The 20,191-nt window shown below is 36.0% G+C and carries 19 protein-coding genes; 4 read left to right on the top strand and 15 right to left on the bottom strand.

Features of this window, described 5'->3' with window-relative positions:
- Positions 1-284 precede the first annotated feature (284 nt).
- The 10 genes from lacD to MHB74_RS09955 all read right to left on the bottom strand — a co-directional run bounded on the left by lacD (position 285) and on the right by MHB74_RS09955 (position 11,323).
- Positions 285-1,292 carry a tagatose-bisphosphate aldolase gene (gene lacD, locus MHB74_RS10000; protein WP_061676472.1) on the bottom strand — a complete coding sequence of 336 codons (1,008 nt, stop codon included), beginning with the start codon at positions 1,290-1,292 and terminating at the stop codon, positions 285-287.
- A gap of 15 nt (positions 1,293-1,307) precedes the next feature.
- The gene (gene lacC / locus MHB74_RS09995) at positions 1,308-2,243 is read right to left on the bottom strand and encodes a tagatose-6-phosphate kinase (protein ID WP_061676473.1); all 936 of its coding nucleotides are present in this window, start codon (positions 2,241-2,243) and stop codon (positions 1,308-1,310) included.
- Positions 2,244-2,269: 26 nt separating this feature from the next.
- On the bottom strand, positions 2,270-3,418 hold the full coding sequence (nagA, locus tag MHB74_RS09990) for an N-acetylglucosamine-6-phosphate deacetylase (RefSeq protein WP_061676474.1): 1,149 nt from the start codon (positions 3,416-3,418) through the stop codon (positions 2,270-2,272).
- A gap of 20 nt (positions 3,419-3,438) precedes the next feature.
- Positions 3,439-4,605, bottom strand: a complete 1,167-nt coding sequence (locus MHB74_RS09985) for an SIS domain-containing protein (protein WP_061676475.1) — start codon at positions 4,603-4,605, stop codon at positions 3,439-3,441.
- 61 nt (positions 4,606-4,666) lie between these two features.
- Positions 4,667-5,566: an ROK family protein gene (locus MHB74_RS09980; RefSeq protein WP_061676476.1), complete on the bottom strand. Its 900-nt coding sequence runs from the start codon at positions 5,564-5,566 to the stop codon at positions 4,667-4,669.
- Positions 5,567-5,674: 108 nt separating this feature from the next.
- The gene (locus MHB74_RS09975; RefSeq protein WP_168216099.1) at positions 5,675-5,842 is read right to left on the bottom strand and encodes a DUF6903 family protein; all 168 of its coding nucleotides are present in this window, start codon (positions 5,840-5,842) and stop codon (positions 5,675-5,677) included.
- Positions 5,832-8,003, bottom strand: a complete 2,172-nt coding sequence (gnpA, locus tag MHB74_RS09970; RefSeq protein ID WP_061676477.1) for a 1,3-beta-galactosyl-N-acetylhexosamine phosphorylase — start codon at positions 8,001-8,003, stop codon at positions 5,832-5,834. The genes MHB74_RS09975 and gnpA overlap by 11 nt, the downstream gene beginning before the upstream one ends.
- A gap of 12 nt (positions 8,004-8,015) precedes the next feature.
- Positions 8,016-9,005, bottom strand: coding sequence for a carbohydrate ABC transporter permease (locus tag MHB74_RS09965; RefSeq protein WP_081110106.1), 990 nt, complete (start codon positions 9,003-9,005; stop codon positions 8,016-8,018).
- Between the two features lie 14 nt (positions 9,006-9,019).
- The gene (locus tag MHB74_RS09960; RefSeq protein ID WP_061676478.1) at positions 9,020-9,910 is read right to left on the bottom strand and encodes a carbohydrate ABC transporter permease; all 891 of its coding nucleotides are present in this window, start codon (positions 9,908-9,910) and stop codon (positions 9,020-9,022) included.
- Between the two features lie 69 nt (positions 9,911-9,979).
- Positions 9,980-11,323, bottom strand: coding sequence for a carbohydrate ABC transporter substrate-binding protein (locus tag MHB74_RS09955; RefSeq protein ID WP_061676479.1), 1,344 nt, complete (start codon positions 11,321-11,323; stop codon positions 9,980-9,982).
- 169 nt (positions 11,324-11,492) lie between these two features.
- On the opposite strand from MHB74_RS09955, the gene MHB74_RS09950 reads away from it, so the two are divergent.
- The 3 genes from MHB74_RS09950 (at position 11,493) to MHB74_RS09940 (ending at position 14,654) form a co-directional block, all read left to right on the top strand.
- Positions 11,493-12,353, top strand: coding sequence for a helix-turn-helix domain-containing protein (locus MHB74_RS09950; RefSeq protein ID WP_061676480.1), 861 nt, complete (start codon positions 11,493-11,495; stop codon positions 12,351-12,353).
- A 69-nt stretch (positions 12,354-12,422) separates the two neighbouring features.
- The gene (locus MHB74_RS09945) at positions 12,423-13,286 is read left to right on the top strand and encodes a PucR family transcriptional regulator (RefSeq protein ID WP_061676481.1); all 864 of its coding nucleotides are present in this window, start codon (positions 12,423-12,425) and stop codon (positions 13,284-13,286) included.
- A gap of 264 nt (positions 13,287-13,550) precedes the next feature.
- The gene (locus MHB74_RS09940) at positions 13,551-14,654 is read left to right on the top strand and encodes an ABC transporter ATP-binding protein (RefSeq protein ID WP_061676482.1); all 1,104 of its coding nucleotides are present in this window, start codon (positions 13,551-13,553) and stop codon (positions 14,652-14,654) included.
- A 148-nt stretch (positions 14,655-14,802) separates the two neighbouring features.
- On the opposite strand, the gene MHB74_RS09935 is transcribed toward MHB74_RS09940, so the two are convergent.
- From MHB74_RS09935 to MHB74_RS09925, 3 genes are all read right to left on the bottom strand, one after another.
- Entirely contained in the window at positions 14,803-15,753 is a 951-nt protein-coding gene (locus MHB74_RS09935) for a serine protease (RefSeq protein WP_061676483.1), read from the bottom strand.
- A 253-nt stretch (positions 15,754-16,006) separates the two neighbouring features.
- Positions 16,007-16,294: an AbrB/MazE/SpoVT family DNA-binding domain-containing protein gene (locus tag MHB74_RS09930; protein ID WP_000648284.1), complete on the bottom strand. Its 288-nt coding sequence runs from the start codon at positions 16,292-16,294 to the stop codon at positions 16,007-16,009.
- Positions 16,295-16,409: 115 nt separating this feature from the next.
- Complete coding sequence (locus MHB74_RS09925) at positions 16,410-18,290, bottom strand: FtsX-like permease family protein (RefSeq protein ID WP_061676484.1); 1,881 nt, start codon at positions 18,288-18,290, stop codon at positions 16,410-16,412.
- A 270-nt stretch (positions 18,291-18,560) separates the two neighbouring features.
- Between MHB74_RS09925 and nadE the strand changes: the two genes are divergently transcribed.
- A complete protein-coding gene (gene nadE, locus MHB74_RS09920) occupies positions 18,561-19,379 on the top strand; it encodes an ammonia-dependent NAD(+) synthetase (protein ID WP_061676485.1) in 819 nt (272 codons plus the stop codon).
- Between the two features lie 41 nt (positions 19,380-19,420).
- Here the strand turns inward: nadE and MHB74_RS09915 are convergent, their stop codons facing one another.
- Positions 19,421-19,882: an NUDIX hydrolase gene (locus MHB74_RS09915; protein WP_061676486.1), complete on the bottom strand. Its 462-nt coding sequence runs from the start codon at positions 19,880-19,882 to the stop codon at positions 19,421-19,423.
- A 30-nt stretch (positions 19,883-19,912) separates the two neighbouring features.
- Entirely contained in the window at positions 19,913-20,110 is a 198-nt protein-coding gene (locus tag MHB74_RS09910; RefSeq protein ID WP_061676487.1) for a DUF4083 domain-containing protein, read from the bottom strand.
- Positions 20,111-20,191 lie beyond the last annotated feature (81 nt).

The raw sequence follows: 20,191 nt of genomic DNA, 5'->3' as shown, positions 1-20,191 counted from the left end.
TAAAACGCTTACAAAATAAGGATGTTGTTACCTTTTTAAGTATGTTTTTTACTGAATTTTACTACGTTCAATCGATTAGATTTTATACGATAATTAATATTATTCGATTTATTTATATGTAACGGTTCTTCTCTCTCCCTTTAGTCATGATTACTGCTCCCTTAACTGTTCCGATCTCTTACTCTAGAATTTGTGGTCATACTGGACGCAACTAAAAAAATGAGCAGACGAATGTCTGCTCATTTTTCTTCATTCCATATAAAAACAGAAGAAAAGATATTATACTAACTTTGAAGTTCAGCTGCTATTTTTACTTTAGTAAACCATGAGTTAGCTGTCTCTCTCAATACGAGATTCAGTTCTTCAGTATTCCTTCTACCAATATCTTTTAACCAATTACGCCCTGCTTGCTCACCACCTATAGCAAACGGCATAACACCGTCTTTCCAAGTTGCCCGACCACATAACACTCCGTTAAAGGTAGATCCAGAGTCTTTAGCAAATTTTAATGTTTCTTGAAATAATTTTGCGCTTACTCCTGCACTAAGGAAAATAAATGGCAGCTTAGTTGCTTCACTTTGTTCTTTGAAATAGGAAGCTGCTTTTTCTTTACTATAAACAAATTCACCTTCTGTATATCCTTCTACATAGTTCATATCTACTGGAACTTCTACTTTTAATACATCTACTTTATATTGCGGTTTCGAGAACTCCTTCATCGCCTCAATCACTTTATACGGTTTTATTTTTGCGTATGCGTTACTTTTCACATCATCACTGTCAGCATCATACGTAACAATCTCTAAGAAAAATGGTATGTCTTCAGCTGCACACTCAGATCCGATACGTTCCATATAGACATGTTTATAGTTATTAATTTTTTCATCTTCATTGACATCATAGTAGAGTAAAAATTTAATAGCATCTGCACCTGCTTCTTTTAATCGTTTCACTGACCATTCTGGTAATAAATCCGGCAATCGGCCTACTTCTGATGCATCGTATCCAGTTTTTTCATACGCTACGATTAAGCCCGATTCTTTATCGCGGACCTTAGCCGCCGGCAGACCGTATTCAGGGTCCAAAAGAATCGCTGTAGCAAATGGTGTTAATTCCTCAGAAACTAATTCTTTGAAACGGATAATGCCTTCATCTCCAACATGACTTGCACCGCCAGACGCAATCATTTTTTTCAATGAACCACGTTGATCAATAGCCAATGCTCCAATTATGCCCTTTTCAGCAGATAAACGTTTTAGAGCTTCCAATTTATTTTTGGTTAGTTCTAACATCAACATTCTCCTCTTTCAATCTATTTTTTCAACTTTAACGAGATCAAAGTAATGTTTAAACTTATTCATATTAATATAACCCGTTCCAGCTTCCATCGTATTTAACATTCCTGTAGTCATCGCTGTTTTAAGAACAGTCTCGACCGTTTGGTTTTGATGTAGTGCCACAGCTAATCCTGCAACTGTTGCATCACCAGACCCTACAGGATTGACCACTTCTATTTTCGGGATCGTAACTCTGTAATAGTCCTCGCCGTGCTTAACAAATGCACCTTCACTACCCATTGACACGATAATCCACTCAATCCCAGTAAATAGTTCATGGTTTAATACTTGCTTTAGATCTATGATTCCCGCTTCCACGCCAATGCCCAACAGCTGAGATAATTCCGCTGTATTTGGTTTGATGGCAAATGGTTTTTCTTTATGCACCATCGCTTGTTTCAAAGATTCCCCTGACGAATCCATAATTATTGGAATTCCATTTTTATGACAGATTTCTAACATTTGATAATAATAGTTAGTCGGTAACCCTTTCGGTAAGCTACCCGAAATTGTCACAAGTGAAGCTGTTGCAAGTTGAAATTCAAATTTTTCTAAAAAACGAGCCCCTTCTTCTTTGGATAATGTTGGCCCAGATTCTAAAATCTCTGTTTGCATCCCTTCATGAAGAATGGCAATACAATTTCTTGATTCTTTTTTGATTTTCAAAAAGTCATTTGAAATATTGACTTTATTTAATTCTTGAATAATGAATTCCCCAATCGTACCACCAAGCACACCTGTCGCTAAGACACCTTCTTCCATTTGAGCGATTACTCGCGCAACATTCAAGCCTTTTCCACCAGCAGTTTTATGAACCGCTTCTACACGGTTAACAACATCTAACTTTAATTCATGAATCGGATAGGAAATATCGACCGATGGATTCATGGTGACAGATAGTATCATTGGTAATCCCTCTTTCAGAAATTTGTTTAATCTTGAAAACGGCATACACCGTCAAGATAAGTAGCAGTTACATCCATCTCTGGTGTCATCACAATAAAGTCAGCATCATATCCCTCGGCAATCTTCCCGCATTCGCCATCGAGCTGCATACTTTTAGCTGGTGCCGTACTCGCCATGTAAATCGCTTCCTCAGGTGAAGCAATTCCCCACTCGACGACATTTTTGACAGCATCTTTTAATTGCAAAATGCTCCCTGCTAAACTTCCGTTTTCCAAACGAGCCATCCTATCTTTTACTTTCACAGGAAATTCTCCCAGCTGATACATTCCTTCAGGCATACCTCCGGCCATCATACAATCAGATACCATAACAACCTTTTCTCTGCTGCGGATATTCATTAAAACATTTGCGGCAACAGGATGAACATGATGTCCATCACATATGATTTCGGCAAAAACATCTTTTAGATTCATGGCTGCTCCGACCATCCCTGGCTCACGATGATGCAATGGACTCATTCCATTGAAAGTATGAATAAAAATGGAAGCTCCTTTTTCAACCGCTTGCTTTGCTTCTTCATACGTTGCGTCACTGTGAGCTAACGCCACTGCAATCCCTTCTCCTACAGCATATTCAATAAATTCCGCTACCCCTTTCCTTTCAGGTGCAATCGCGATTTTTTTAATTGCATTATTTGATAATTCCTGCCAAACTTTCAGCATTTCAACTGATGGGTCACAAAAATATTTCGTGTTTTGTGCTCCTTTATGCTTTTCAGTAAAAAATGGTCCTTCTAAAAAGATTCCTTTAATTTTTGCACCTTGCACTTTTGTGTAGTTGGCACCAATCATTTCAACGACGTTATTTAACGATTCTATTGAGGATGTTAAAGTTGTCGGTAAAAAGGATGTAACGCCGCAAGAAAGGAGTCCTACCGAAATTTGGTTCAGCCCCCCAAAACTATTGTCCATAATGTCGTGATTTCTAAATCCATGAATATGTGTGTCTACTAAGCCAGGAGCGATCCAATGTCCTCTATACTCAATAATTTCTGCCGTATCCTCTGGCCTAGCCTCTGAAAAAACACCGAATTTTCCGTCTTTTATCTCTAAAAATCCAGGCCCCGTAACCATCTCCTCAAGAAAAAACTTATCTGCAAAGATAAAAATAGACATATATGTTTCTCCTATCCTAGTTACTCATATTCGTAGATGGTAACACCTTTAACGACACGGTTCACTGTTCCTGTCGGTGAAGGTGTATCAGGTGTATTGCCTACTTTCACGGAAGCTAACAGTGAGACTGTTTGCCCAATCATGACAAAAGGTAACGCTAAGTAGGCATCTGGTACAGACTGAGCCTCGCTGCCGAATACAAATCTGTTCCCAGCATACTTAGTTTCTCCCTCAACCTCGATGGCACAAATGTAACTGGCAATGTCATCCTGCTGCATTTCTTTCAACATATCTAAATCATATTGACGTGTATACGGATGGTTAGAAACAAACACGAAAACCAATGATTTTTCGTTTACAAATGATTTTGGACCGTGTCGGAATCCGAGTGGTGAATCAAATACGGTAACAATTTTCCCAGCTGTCAGTTCTAATATTTTTAATTGTGATTCTTTCGCTAAGCCTTCTAAACTACCAGAGCCCAAGTAAATAATTCGGTCAAAATCAAAATCTACTATCTTTTGAATGTCACCTTCTCTTTGAATGACACTTTGACCCATTTGATGGATTTTTTTCACTATCTTCGATTTTTCTTCTGTCGATATAGAATCAAAAACGAGTAATGCCGTTAACGCCATGCAAGTATAACTTCCTGTCATTGCAAATCCTTGATCATTTGATTTTTCAGGCATCAATAGCAATAAATTCTTTTCATTATTCACGGCCCGTTTGGCTAATTTACCGTCTTTCGCACAAGTAATCGTTATTTGATACAAATCCGTTACTATTTGCTCAGCTAATTGTACAGCAGCAACACTTTCCGGACTGTTTCCGCTTCTAGCAAATGAAACGAGTAAAGTCGGAAAATCCTTTTTGAAAAATTGGTAAGGATTTGAAACTAACGTTGTTGTCGGAATGCTAAGTACTTCCCACTGTTGTTCATCGGCTTTTTCTATTAAATAAGGGGTGACTGTATCACCGACATAGGCAGACGTTCCAGCGCCTGTAAAAACAACTCGAACCCGGTTGTGTTTCGTTACTATTTTTTTCAAAAACTCTTCTATTCCCTCGCTTTTCTCCATATACAAAGCAAAGGTTTCAGCCCATAAATCAGGCTGCCTTCTTATTTCCGCTGTTGTTATCGATGCACCTAACGAAGCTAAGTTTTCTTGACTTAATGTAAACATATTCGTCCACTCCTCTACCTATTTGCCATCATTCTCTCTATAAAAGAAGACCGGCGCCACCTCATTGCATACCTTCAAATACTCGTAAGCCTGCACCAGTAACTCCATTATTTTGCGCCAATGTACTGATGCTCATCTGCTCCAAAAGATGTTGTTGCTCTGGAAGCTGATACCTTTTCAGCTTCTCTTTAATCAACTCCAGTAGAAATGGATTTTTCACAATGACACTGCCACCAAAAACCATTTTATGCGGATCTAATAAACATGAAATCTTATAAAGACCTTGAGCTAAATAATCAGTTACCTCATTGATGATGGACTGATATTCTGGTACCCCATTTATATAACTAGCAAAAACATCCTTTGTTGAAATCGTATCTACCTGTAAGTCCCTTTCGGCTATTCTCTGAATCCCTGGCCCAGCAGCAATTTTTTCTAATCGTTCATTGCCCCCTCTCGAGAGGACAGGAATCAAACCCAGTTCTCCAGCAAATCCTGCCCCCCTAAAAAATGAGCCTTTATGAATGATAGAACAAGATATTCCCGTACTTATAGTCACGTAGACAAAGGTTTCATCCTCTTTTACATGCGCTGCTCTCCATTCGGCATAAGCCGCCATATAGACATCATTGTCAATCGTGATCCGCTGAATACCGAATTGCTCTTGCAAACGGACCAAAATAGGAAACTGCCTCCAAGGTAAATTGTTTTGAAAAACGGCAATTCCCTTCTCGAAATCCACTTTTCCCGGCACCCCAACACCAATTCCCTCGATATCCGCGATGGAAATCGATGATTTTCTGAGAACTTGCTCCACAGCTTCTACAACTTTACCAAACATTTTTTCTCGGTCTGAAGGATCACTTTTTATTTCCGCTCGTTCAAGCAGTTCACCTGTGTCCGAAATGACTCCCGCTGCAATCTTCGTTCCCCCAATATCAATGCCGACTGCCTTTTTCATTTGTCCGCACCCCTAGGTTTGTATTTGAAGTATTGAGTAATTTTCTATAATTGTTATCGTTGAACATATATGTGCGATTCCTTGATTAATTCACTTGCCCTGGTTGATTTATACGTATTTCCGATTGTAGTCATAAAGTAGCCCTAAGAGACCAGCTAATCCAATCAACATCATACCTAATTCGAATTTACCAGCTGTCTTTTGATAGATGATAATTAAAGACAGGCATACGATAAACACAACAATTTTAATAATGAATAAAATATTACCCTTCATTTAAAACGTCCTCCCATCTGATTTCACTAGGTGCCAATGTCACTTCTTTTCTGTTTCCTTGTCCGTCGTATACAACTGTCTTTTGTTCGATCATCGAGTTGTTAACAATCGCCATTTTTTGAATAGATGGATATGCATGGACTTCACAATAAATGTTGCTCGCATGATACTTTTGAAATTCTCCTTCTTTATTAGCAGCATAGTATAACGCACGCATTAGCAGACGTGTATTTTCTTCGCTGTATGGCAGCCCTGCTATATAGACAGCTCTCCCTTCTCCAAACGGATGACTTGAAAGATGAACTTCTCCATTTGAATATTCGATTATTTCGGTTTTATCTGATAACGCATAAATGTTTTTCATTCCTTCTCCAAAATCAAATTGGGTGCTGTCAGCAGAAATAAAGTGATTTTCGACAGGATTAATAAAATATTTATCTGTTGATAAGCTAAATCCTAATTCTTTGTCAACCCCTAAGACGTTCGCCAATTGAAAATAATGTCCTTCATGCTGATAGGCTGTCGGTTCGCCAATCCCTATGAAACCTCCACCGTTATACATCCAGGCCCTAATGGTAGTGACTAACTTTTCATTAATCCAATTAGCCCCTCCTGAAAAAGCTGTGCCTACATCGCCGGCATTAATGATAACGTCAATATCCTCAGGTATCCCCTCGTTAATGACATCATCAAAACTAATGAATGAAACTTCCACAGCAGCCCCGCTCAAAGATTCCAAAACACCTAAATAAGAATAAATTTGTTTATACCATAGAGCGTGAGCAACCATATGTGTTTGCCAAGTTCTCAATTTGCCCCAAGAATTCAAAATTGCAACTTTAAGACCGCTGTATGGTTGAACACCTTTAATCGTGTCATGAATTTCACGAAATTCCTCGGTAACTTTTTCAATATAGGAGATAAATTCCGGGAATTGATAAGCTAGACTTAAATAACCGCCATAGCCGATACGATCAACGGGGTTCCGTAATAACGCTCTGCGTGCCGTTAACCAGTTTTCATTCGCTTCAATCGTCGGGTTGTTACCTTCGTAAAAAGTGTCTGGGAAGAAATAAGGTAAGAAACGCCCTTCTGTGTAACGAACATGTGGTATATCTGCAATCATACGTAGTGTGGCTCCGCCGCCCACACTGCCTACAACTGCGTCCAATCCGATATTTTCGAAGTATTTTCCATATGGTTCTGTACCAATCCAGTTATCACCAAGGAACATCATTGCTTCTTTTCCACTTTCATGGACAATATCCACAAGTTTCTTTGCTTCTTCAGCAACAAACTTATGAACAAAATCTATATAATCTAAAAATGCGGTAGTTGGAATTCGAAACGAAGTATTATAATAACCTTGATCAACAATGTCCTCTGGTCTTAAACGATAACCCTTTTCTTTTTGAAAAGCATCCAATGCAGCAACTGAAACACTAGCACCATATCCGAACCAATCAACAAATTTCTCTTTGCCAAGATTATTAAATACAAGGGTAAAATGATAGAAAAACGTTGTAAATCTGACCACATCTGTATCTGGATTTTCTGTCAGCCATTGTTTTAAATAGGTTTTCATAAATTCATTGGAATGTGGCTGCCTCACATCAAAAGGAATATCATGTGGCTTATCGCCCCAATTATTTGTAATATGATTGTACATTTGAGTTGGATCCCAAATTGCATATACTAGGAATGAAACTGTATATTCATGCCAAGGAATCGCCTTCGTAATCAAAACACAATTTTTCTCTTCGTTTACTTCCCAATCATTCACGTCAACAATTTCTCCTGTTGTCCGGTCAATAACCTCCCAGTATTTTTTAGGACTGTGAATGTAATCCGGCTTTAATTGTTTCTCAAAGTAGCCTTTCATAAAATTAATTTCAAGGTTGTCAGTAAGCGCAGTATTGAACAAACTCATTAAATACAGTTGCTGGCATTCATCCATGTGCTTCTCTGCGAACTCATTGTGAGCTCGAGCAACAAAATAGGTCGTATAAATTTTCGCATCCAATTGTTTAATATCATCGTCTAGTTTCGTTCCATCACTATCACGAATCGCATCCGCGCCCCATCGTTCCATCAATTCTTTTGTTTCCTTAAGAAAATTTTCTTCACTCGGTAAAGTAACACGGCCTTTTTTCTTTTTCATGTAAATCCTCCTCTAATCCTTTAAACCACCAAGGGTCATTCCTTGTGTTAATTTTTTTTGAACAATGATGTATAAAATCAAAGTTGGTAGCATGACAAGAACCATGCCTGCATACATTTGACCATAGTTCGCAGCAGATTTTTGAGCTGCCATCAAGTTCATTAACCCAACAGGTAACGTTTTATTTGGTCCTGGGATTAATGTTAAGGCAATAATGTATTCGTTCCAAAAGGCAAGAAAATTAAATAAAATGACGGCAATAATACTTGGACGAGCTATAGGAATCATGACTGAAATCATTGTTTTGAAATATCCTGCACCATCGACCAACGCCGCTTCCTCATATGTAGATGGAAGCGATTGAAAAAAACTAGACAGCAAGTAAATGGTAAATGGTAATGCCGTCGCCGCATATACCAATGCTAAAACAAATAAATTATCTAGTAGAAATCCATCACCAATTTGGCCTTGTAAAAAGGTATCTCCGTCCAATAACATCAAGAAAATTGGAACAACAATGTAGTTCACATTGATGAATAATCCAGCTTTAAAAAAAGTATTTATTAACTTGCTTCCTCTAAAGGTATACCTTGCCAATACATAGGCTGCTGGTAAGGCCACAATCAATAAAATGAGCAGAGCCAACGCGGTTACCATGACTGAATTCAACATATAGGTACCCATGTTTGCTTTTTGGAAAGCATCGATAAAGTTTTGAAAATAGAAACTTTTCGGCATGGCCCAAGGACTTCCATAAAACTCCGAGTTTTGCTTCACTGAGGCTAAGAAAACCCATGCAACAGGAATAATAATAGAAATTGCTAACGTAATCAGTGCTACATATATAAAACAACGATATATTGCTTCTGTAGTCATACCTTTTTGGGGCTTAACTTTTTTTGGGGCTTTATAAACTGCTTCTACAATCATTTCTTTTTCGGTTTCCATCATTTTTGGATCTCGATAAGCTGTTTCTGTTGTCATTCGTTTTTGTGTTTCCATCTTTTTGGACCTCCTTAATACTCCAACACTTCCCTTTTAGTGACACCGCTTATAATTGCAGATAATGCGAATGAGAATAGGAAAATGACCACCCCAATAGCCATACCGTAACCGTAAGAAGAATTCGTGTAAGCCTGCTTATACATGTAGCTTAAAAACACTTCCGTCGATCCGTCGGGTCCCCCACCAGTCATCGCTTGAACGAGTAGAAAACTTAAATTAATCGTACTAATAACGAAGAAAGTTAACGTCGTCCGAATGTTATTCCAAATTAACGGTAACGTAATACTGAAAAATTGTCTGACCCGTCCAGCACCTTCCAAAGCAGATGCTTCATAAAAACTTTCCGGAATACTTGCCATTGCCGCCATATACATGACCATATAATAACCAATCGCTTGCCAAATGAGTGCCCCGCCAATGCTGTATATGGCAATTTTTTGATTGCCAAGCCACATCTTTTGAAGATTTTCAAGGTTAAATAAAGCAAGTATATTATTTAACAATCCTGTAGTCGGATCATAAACTGCAGAAAATATTCCCGCGATAACTACAACGGATAAAATATTCGGGAGATAAAAAATAATTTGAAAGAAACTTTTACCTTTTATTTTTTCTCTCGTTAACAAAGTGGCAAACAAGATCGCCATCACCATCGTGATAAGTGTAACAATAACAATTAATACGATACTGTTTTGGAGAGATCGAAAGAAATTCATATCATTCCATAAAATCTTGAAGTTTTCTAATCCAACAAATACCTTATTATTAGAAAATCCTCCCCACTTATATAAGGACATCCTGAATACCTCAATTGTAGGAACAATCATAAAAATGGCTAACAGTAGTAGTGCCGGTGCAGTACAAACAAAAATAAAAATTCTTTTTTCTGTTGTCTTATTCATGCCATCACCTCAGTTAATAGGTACAATGGTGAGACTAGCTGTTCACCATTGTACGTAGTGAAAACTAATTTATTTTAATGCAGACCGTAATTGGTCACTCACTTTTTCAACAGAGCTTTGCCAATCTTTCACCTTTTTATCACCAGAAATAACACTGTCAATCGTTCTAAATAATGTATCTGGCATACTTACGCCTTCAACGGCTTTCGTTGCAGCAAATCCACCTATTCCCACTTTCACTCCATTATCATAGATACTATAGAATGATTTATTTTCACCTGTCAGTTTATTAGAAAGACCTTTGATAGGCTGAATCGCACTCGATTCAGCAAAAATTTCAGCTGCCTTATCCGAGTAAACAAACGTCATGAAATCTTTAGCAAGTTGTTTATTTTTAGCTGCCGAAGGAATCCACATTTGTTCAAAGAAAGTAAATGCATAACGGTCGCTATTAGCATCAATTGTTGGTAAAGGCATCATGCCCCATTCAAACCCTTTAGATCGAGGAGCTTCTTTCATTTCACCAACTACCCATGTACCATTTGGCATAAACAAAGCTTTGTTATCGAGAACCAATTGTTGATTTTTTTTGTAGTCTTTATCATTTGCATTCGCAACAGTAGTTGGCTCTGTATATTTTCCTAATTTTCCGATAATTTCAAACGATTTCGTTGCTTCAGAACTTTCCCAAACACCATCTGTATATTTCATAGCTTTATTAAATAACTCAGGTCCACCCACTCCTAGTAATAAAGAGTAGAAGAATGTATCAAAGTAGCCTGTTGTAGGATAAGTAAATAATGAAATCCCTTCTGCTTTCGCTTTATCTCCCAAAGCCCACATCTCATCCCAAGTCTTCGGCACTTCCCAACCTTTTTCTTTTAATAAGCTAGCATTATAGAATAATCCAGTTGGACTATAGAACATCGGTGCCATATAAATTTTACCGTCATTATAAGGATTAGTCGCAGGTGTACCAGTAAGCCCTGGTACTAACTTATCTTTGACTTTAACATCTTCACCATAAACATTTTTATCAAAAACATCAGTAATGTCTTCTAATGCTTTATCTTTAATTAAAGTTTCTGTTAGTGCCTGTTTTCTCCCAGTTGCCAACAACACAACATCCGGATACTTTCCTGCTTTCATATTTGAGCCTATGACATCCTCAAGATTTTTGTCCACTGTCAATTTAACATCAACTTTTGGATTAGCAGCTTCATATGCGTCAATTACTTTGCTCCACATCTCTTTACCATAAGCCGATTCAAGTGTTGCCACATGAAGGGTTTGTTTTTCACTGGAGCCTTTACCATCCTTAGAGTTATCAACTTTTGAAGTATTACCTTGGCAAGCTATTAAACTAAAAGATAACAAAGCTGTCATCCCAGACAACAATAACTTTTTTTTCATCTTTATTTACCCCCATCTCCTAATCTTCCTTTCATAATTAAAGAATACAAAATAGATAACGCTTTCACAATAAACATCTTGTTCTGTTTTTTAGTTATCTTGCTTTTTACTGAATATCCCACTAAAATCTTTATAAAATAGATAAAAAATCTATGAAGGAGGGATTCAATTGTCCAATGAAGTATATGAGATTCCACAGTTTCAACGGAATCATCTTCCAGTAAAACTTCTTTACATAACAAAATCAAAATACGATAAAGATTGGCATAGTACCATTCATGCGCATCATTTTACAGAGCTATTGTATATTACTAAGGGCAAAGGAACTTTTATCTTTTATAAAGAAGAAATCCCTGTTCAAGAACACAATTTGATTATCATCAATCCAAATATCGAGCACACGGAAAAGTCTGATACGAATCACCCACTCGAATACATCGCACTTGGTATTCAAGGCCTGTCCTTTTCATCCATAGAAAATCCTAGTCCAGTTACTATTCATAATTATAGCCAGGATCAAAAAAACTTTCTCTTCTACCTTCAGCAATTGGTCGAGGAAGTGGAAAACCATCAGGAAGATTATAATTTGATTATACAAAATATTCTGGAAATATTACTACTTAAAATGATGAGAAAAAAATCCTTTAATGTAGAAAAAACATCTACTCAAAAAATCAATAAAGATATTGAATTTATTAAAAACTATATTAAGCAGCATTTTCACGAAAATATTAGCCTGGATACATTAGCTCGAATTAGTCATATAAACAAATATTACCTATCCCATTCTTTCAGGAAGTTCGTCGGCGTTTCGCCTATTGAATACTTAATTCAAACTCGTATTAGAGAAAGTAAAATATTGTTAGAAACTACCAATTATTCAATTTCTAACATTTCAACTATTACCGGGTTTTCTTCCCAATCATTCTTTGCACAATCATTTAAACGAGAAACGAATCTATCTCCCTCACAATACAGAAACGCTATCAATTCTAGCAAAAACATACAAGATTCTAGTGCAAAAATTTAAAGATAATTGCAATGCATCTATACTTATTTACAATATTGTTACTATTATTTTTGAAGGGGGAGTGTTCCTATGATTCAACAATTAAAAACATATTATGGTGAGGATATAAAAATCAATGAAGCTGTGTTGTCAGAAGATTATAGCTGGTTTTTAGTTGAAGGAAACAAAGTCGGGATTCGAAAAATCCGATTACATCAAAAGGAGCATCAATTGCTTTCATCCATCTTAACACCCATTCATACTGAGACATTTTATAAAACAGAAAAAGAAAAATCGTGGCATGAAGCGTTATACAAAAATAACAATATCTCTATGCTATCAGTTCGTTTTTTACACTTCTTCACAACACAATCTATAGTAGAAAGAGAAGAATTTCAAGATGCTTTACAGTCTATGTTTTCTTTTACTACTACAATGATATGGGAAACTTCGCAAGCTGGCGTCCTCATATTAGAAGAAAACATAACGGAGTCTGTATTGCAAACAGCCTTAGATACACTAGAAACAGATTTTTTTGTATCCCTATCCTTCTTTGTTGGAAGACGCTATACGCAAACAGCTGAATTTGCTTATCTGTATCAATGGGAGCGAAAATTATTTTCTGTTCTTTCTCCCTATTTATCAAAAAAAATTACATACATTGAACAACTGCTCCCTTATCAATTAATGATTTCATTACCGAAAGAAGAAAGAAAAAAATACACGAATCATTTACTGGCACACATTTCGAATGACAAAGAACTAATTGATAGCGTTAAAGTATTCTTCCAATGTAACTTAAATGTATCTCTTGCAGCGAAACAATTATATTTACATCGTAATACTTTGCAGTATCGAATTGATAAATTCATTGAAAAAACAGGGATTAATATAAAAACTTTTGAAGGTGCAGTAGCAGTTTATATGGCGTTTCTTTCTTTAGATATCTCGTGAAACTCTCATGAAACACGTTACAATATTCATTTTCTCATACCATCATTGTTTTATGAATCGGAAACTCTTTTAACATATTTTCCCACTAAAAAGTAATACTTTTATCCCATATCTATAGATGAAAGTATATCCTACAGTTGCTTTTTTGTTTCTTAAATCTGTAAACTTGCATAATAGCCTCTCATTCTTTTGTGCACAATGCCGATTTACTTACGCTTTTAATAATCTTATAATTCAATCAATTACAAAAAGGAGTGAATAATGATGACCGAACTAGTATTAGATCATATTTTTAAAGTTTACGATAATAAAACCACTGCTGTTTCTGACTTTAATTTACATATTGAAGATAAAGAGTTTATCGTATTTGTCGGTCCTTCTGGATGCGGAAAATCAACAACTTTACGCATGATCGCAGGTCTAGAAGACATTTCCGATGGTTCGTTTTATATTGATGGAGAGCGTATGAATAATGTCGCTCCAAAAGATCGCAATATTGCGATGGTATTTCAAAATTACGCACTATACCCGCATATGACTGTTTATGACAATATCGCGTTTGGCTTGAAACTACGCAAACTTCCAAAAGATGAAATTAATCGTCGAGTAACGGAGGCATCGAAAATATTAGGGCTCGAAGATTACTTACAACGAAAACCGAAGGCATTATCAGGTGGACAACGCCAACGGGTTGCACTAGGAAGGGCTATCGTCCGTGATGCAAAAGTATTTTTAATGGACGAGCCTCTATCGAATTTAGACGCAAAATTACGCGTCAGTATGCGTTCAGAAATCTCCAAACTACATCGTCGTTTAAATACGACCACTATATATGTGACACATGATCAAACAGAAGCAATGACAATGGCATCACGCCTTGTCGTTATGAAAGATGGGCTCATCCAGCAAGTTGGGACTCCAAAAGAAGTATATGATACACCTGAAAATATATTTGTTGGCGGATTCATTGGTTCTCCCGCTATGAATTTCTTTACTGGGACATTACAAGATAACTATTTTCACATGGAAAATATTCGCTTCAAAGTACCCGATGGGCAACTAAAAACATTAAAGCAAAAAGGGTATAATGGACAAAAAATCATACTCGGTATTCGTCCTGAAGACATTCATGATGAACCAATCGTTCTTCAATCATCGCCTGAATCCACAGTCGAAATTACAGTAGAGGTTGCTGAATTATTAGGTGCTGAAACGATGATTCATGGAAAACTTTCAAATCAAAACTTTATTGCGCGAATTAACGCTCGTTCAGAGATTAAAGCTAACGATACACTTCCATTAGCTTTTAGTTTAGCGAAAGCACACTTTTTCGATATCACTACCGAACAACGTATACGTAATATGTAATGGATGCATAGCTTCTACTTCAGAAAAAACAGATATAGTTGTGGCAAACATTTCGTGAAGTAGAATTAAATACTAGATTCCTCTGTATATGTGACAGAACCTTACTAAAAAACATCTCATATTTTTATGAGATGTTTTTTAGTATTTGCTATTCTTTTAATAAATCTAGTAATCCATTCCCTTCAGATGTACGTTCATATCCTAAAGGTACAGTTCTTTTAATAAGTTGTGCATATATTTCTGGCTCTGATAACTTTCTACCATATTCCCTCTCACACTGCTTAATGAGCAATGCGAGCGCTCCAGCAACATGTGGTGTCGCCATAGAAGTACCACTTAATACTGCATATTTCCCTTCAGGATACGTAGATAATATTTCATCGCCTGGCGCCACTAGATCAATTTCTTGATTCGAATTACTAAAACATGCGATTTTCCGTTCTAAGTTGACAGCGCCGACTTCAATTACTTCTGCGTACGCACCTGGGAAGTCTAGTTCCTCTGTTTTATCATTACAATCTCCATTATTCCCAGCAGCACATACGACGAGAACATCTTCCTTTACCGCATTCTGAATTGCTTCATGTAATTCTGGAACGTCTTGCGGACCACCAAGTGACATTGAAATGACTCTAACTCTTTCTTTATTAGGTCCTCTCCAATTTACAGCATAATGAATCGCCTCAATAATTTGCTCATAACTTCCAGAACCATCTCCCGCTAAAACCTTTAACACTAGCATTTTAGCAAGCGGTGCGACTCCTAAAACACCGACACCATTTTCAGTCGCTGCAATTGTCCCCGCTACATGAGTACCGTGTCCGTTATTATCAAGGTACATATTCGGATCCCCTTCGTAATCTTTCGTGAAATTTCTTCCACCGATAATGCGATCCTTTAAATCTATATGATTCACATCACAACCTGTATCTAATACGGCAACAACAATATCTTTTCCTTTCGCACTCTTCTCCCATACTTGTGGAGCATGAATAAGTTGTACACCTGGTGGAATTTCATTTACTTGTTCAACCACCTTATCTACTGTAAAAGGAATCAATTGTATACCTTTTTGTTTATTCGCTGTACTACTATTCATCGTAATCCCTCCTGAAAATATATTATTTTCATTTCAGACCACTTTTGAAAAGGTTTAAATGTAACATTCGTTTTATTCATTTCATTTTCCTTCCTTAAAAATATTTCTCAATATAGCTTACTAATTTTATACTACTCTTTTATTAATCTCGTAATTTTTAGGCACCAATAACAAAAATAAAAGGACCCATTTAATGGTCCTTTTATAGTTTTTAAAGAATGATATGAAATTTTAAAAATAAAATAAATTAAGACTAAGCTTCACTCTTATTTAAAAACTTTTCTATTTCTTTTATTAAATGTTTCGCTCCATCTATACTAACAGTAATGTTTCCATTTGCTAATGATATGTTTTGATCTGAAACATCACCTGTTATTTGACAAGCATTGTAAGGTTGATATTTTTGTAAAATGATTTTTTCTTCTTCTACGAAAATTTCAAGTGGTGATTTGATTTGGATTCCTAATACTTCTCTTAACTCTTTAGGAATAACAATTCGTCCTAATTCGTCTACTTTTCGAATAATTCCTGTTGCTTTCATATTACTCCCCCCTTACTTTCTATTATTTTTTCCACCTCGCTCTTTCCATTTTATCACTTTTTGGTAATACTTGTCTCTTTTTAGAAAATTTTGTACTCAAGTTAAAATAACACAATTAACGAATACGTAATCTCTCTTTCAATTGTTTTAAATAACGAGATCGTATCAGTAAGAAATATACAACTTGGATTCCTACGAAAATACTTAATACAATCGCATTTTCTTTAAATAATGAGTACTCAAACATCTGTCCCAGTGCCGTTAACGCTACTGCCCCATGTAATGTTGCAACACCTATTGGAACGAAGAATAAAAGTGCCAATCTGATTGTAACTACTTTCGATAATTCCCCGCTCGTTAAGCCTACTTTTCGAATCATTTCAAACAAACGAGTATCATCCTCCAAATCAGAAAACAAACGGAAGTAAAGGAAACTTCCTGCACATACGAAAAATACTATACCAATGAAGAAGCCTACAAATAAAATTGGTCCTGCGATTTGTAAACTTTGGTTTTGTTCGTACTCTTCTGCACTAAACGTGGCATGTTCTTCATAAGTCTTCACCTGATGCGTAAGTTCTTTACCAACTTCAATTTCATCTTTCGTTCCTTCTGTTTTGTACACATAATCTTTTTCCTCTTTAAAGCCGTCTTGTAATGTATCATACTGATTTTTAGAGATTACATACACGTTACCTCGTAGTATTTTACTTAACGAAGAAGTATTAACTTTTTTTACTTTTAAAGCTTCATTCGTGTTTGGTAACGTAATTTCTTTTCTTTCTTTCATCGGTGGTCCTGGTATATCGACCGCCAAAAATAAAGCTTCTTTATTTGCTATAGTTTGAAATGGTTCGCCTGTTAACTTCGCATATTTCTCATAATCTGATTCTTTTATGAAAATAGCACTTCTTAACGACTGCTCCTCCGGCTTTTTCGTTGAAATGTTTGTTTTAGAAGCTGATATATTATGTTTCTTTAATCCTTCGTCAATAATCTTCAAATGCTGTGATTCATTACTATTTCCTTGCTTAGAATGATATTGAAATGCAATTGGTCTCTCCATAATTCCTTTCATCATTGATGCGAAACCAACTAATGTGCCGATTGCTGAAAATGCTACAGTTGAAATAATAGTTACAATAAAGAACATTCTTGCGTTGTCTCTCATGCGGTAAGCTAAATCTGATAACGTAATAATATTTGTCTGTGTCCAATAGAAACGTTTACTTTTTTTACATAGTCTAATAATAAAGACACTTAACTGCTTGTACAGCAAATACGTACCAATAATGACTACCGTTGTAACAGGAATCATCATGACAAATACCATTGCACCATGTGACAGAAGCGCTCCTGCATATCCCGCACTAAGCAATATGACTGCTAATATAGAAGAAATAATAGATGCTTTCGGTTCAGGCTTCGCTTCTGCTGATCCTCTAAACAATTTCATAATTTTATTTTTACGAACCATTCCTGCACTAAATAATGAAATAATCATAAATAATATGAAAAACATAATACTCGTTACAACAATAGCTTTCATTGGTATGTAATACGCTAAAGTAATATCTAATTTTAATATCATCGAAGCTACAAATATTAATATTCCGGAAAATAGCATGCCTGCAAGTATTCCAAAAATAATTGCCCCTATCCCAATCATAATATTTTCAAAGAAGATAAGACGCTTTAATTGATATTTCGTCATACCTAACATCATTAAAATTCCTAATTCACGCTTTCTCGTTTTTAAAAACATTCCCATCGAATATAAAATAAAGAAAAACGTAAATAAGTAAATAATGGACTGTGCAAAAGACATACTTACGAATACATACTGTCCCAATTCTCCAGCGCTTAATGCCGGATGAAACGCAAAAAATGAGTACACAAAAAAGGCCATAATTGCAAATGCACTACTTAAAAAATATGCTGAGTATGTTCGTCTATTTCGCGTTACATTCCGGTATGCGAGTTCTCTAATGTTCATATTACTTCTCCGCCCTTCTGCTAACTATGTTCTTATATTAGTAAAGTGCGGAAATAGCTTCCATCGATTCAAATGACAAAAACCTTACATTATTGAAAGGTTTCAAAAAAATTGCTTAAATGAAACAGTTTCATTATAATGACTACATTCATATTCATACACGCATCCTATTGTATATTCGTTAGTTTTGCGAAATAATAAAGGATAGAAGTATGTACCAATATACATATAAACTTAATTACCGCTTTAATATGAATAGGAGGAATCATAATGACATTACAAGAACAGATTATGAAAGCATTACATGTTCAGCCTGTAATTGATCCGAAAGCAGAAATCCGTAAACGTGTAGATTTCTTAAAAGATTATGTAAAAAAAACAGGTGCAAAAGGATTTGTACTTGGCATTAGTGGCGGACAAGACTCTACATTAGCTGGACGTTTAGCTCAGCTTGCAGTGGAGGAAATTCGTAATGAAGGTGGTAACGCAACGTTTATTGCCGTGCGCCTTCCTTATAAAGTGCAAAAGGACGAAGATGATGCACAATTAGCATTACAATTTATTCAAGCTGATCAATCTGTTGCATTTGATATTGCTTCAACAGTTGATGCTTTCTCAAATCAATATGAAAACTTACTTGGTGAATCATTAACAGATTTCAATAAAGGTAACGTAAAAGCACGTATCCGTATGGTTACGCAGTACGCAATCGGTGGTCAACAAGGATTACTTGTAATTGGAACTGATCACGCGGCAGAAGCTGTTACAGGATTCTTTACAAAATTCGGAGATGGTGGTGCAGACCTATTACCATTAACAGGATTAACAAAACGCCAAGGACGCGCTCTATTACAAGAATTAGGTGCAGACGAGCGACTTTACTTAAAAATGCCAACAGCTGATTTATTAGATGAAAAACCAGGTCAAGCTGATGAAACAGAGTTAGGTATTACATATGATCAACTAGATGATTATTTAGAAGGTAAAGCCGTTCCAGCTGACGTAGCAGAAAAAATTGAAAAACGTTACGCAGTAAGCGAACATAAAAGACAAGTTCCAGCATCAATGTTTGATGATTGGTGGAAATAAAACATAAAAAAGAAGCTAATATTTTTAGCTTCTTTTTTATGTTAACGATACACCCCTATTCTTTTCTCTAGTAAGTCCTGTAAACAATCCTCATGTTGTTGATTAAACAATGGTGGCATTTTGTTTAGCGGGAAAAACTTTAATTCCAACGTTTCATCACCGTCTATCTTTTGCTCTCCTCCGGCAATTGAGCATGAAAAGAATATTAAAATGGACTGGGCTTTGTCTCCATTTGGATACGCTTGAAAATATTTTGTATACACCCCGAGAAGTTCATTTATTTCTACATCATAGCCTGTTTCTTCTTTTATTTCTCGAATCGCAGTTTCTGCGGCAGATTCTCCAATTTCCATTGCACCGCCAGGAAATCCCCAAGCATTAAAATCACCTCTTTTTTGCAGTAAAACTTCTCCATATTCATTCAACACACAACCACCCGCAAAGTTTATGAGAACACAATCGTGTCCTACTTTTTCACGTAATTCTTTTATATAATTAGCCATCATCTTCCCCTTTTCATACATCTTCTATCATTATTTCTTATCTTTTTCAAGCAATTCAATAATTCGCTCTAGCTTCTTATTCATATGAATTACATGTTGTTTTTTTGCAGCGCTGTTTTGCAATAACCTTCTAACAAACAAAGTAAATGATAGGAAAAACAAAACGATAAGTCCGATTATTAAACAAGTATATATCAATGTAAAAATATTATTTTCGAACAAATTCATTCAGATTCCACATCCTTCCTTTTTATATTTTATCACACAATTCTGTTTTTTGAAGTGATACATAATAAAAAGAGCACCTTT

The sequence above is a fragment of the Bacillus sp. FSL K6-0069 genome (assembly GCF_038007785.1).
GTDB classification, from domain to species: domain Bacteria; phylum Bacillota; class Bacilli; order Bacillales; family Bacillaceae_G; genus Bacillus_A; species Bacillus_A mobilis.
This window is presented reverse-complemented; position numbering and strand designations above follow the sequence as displayed.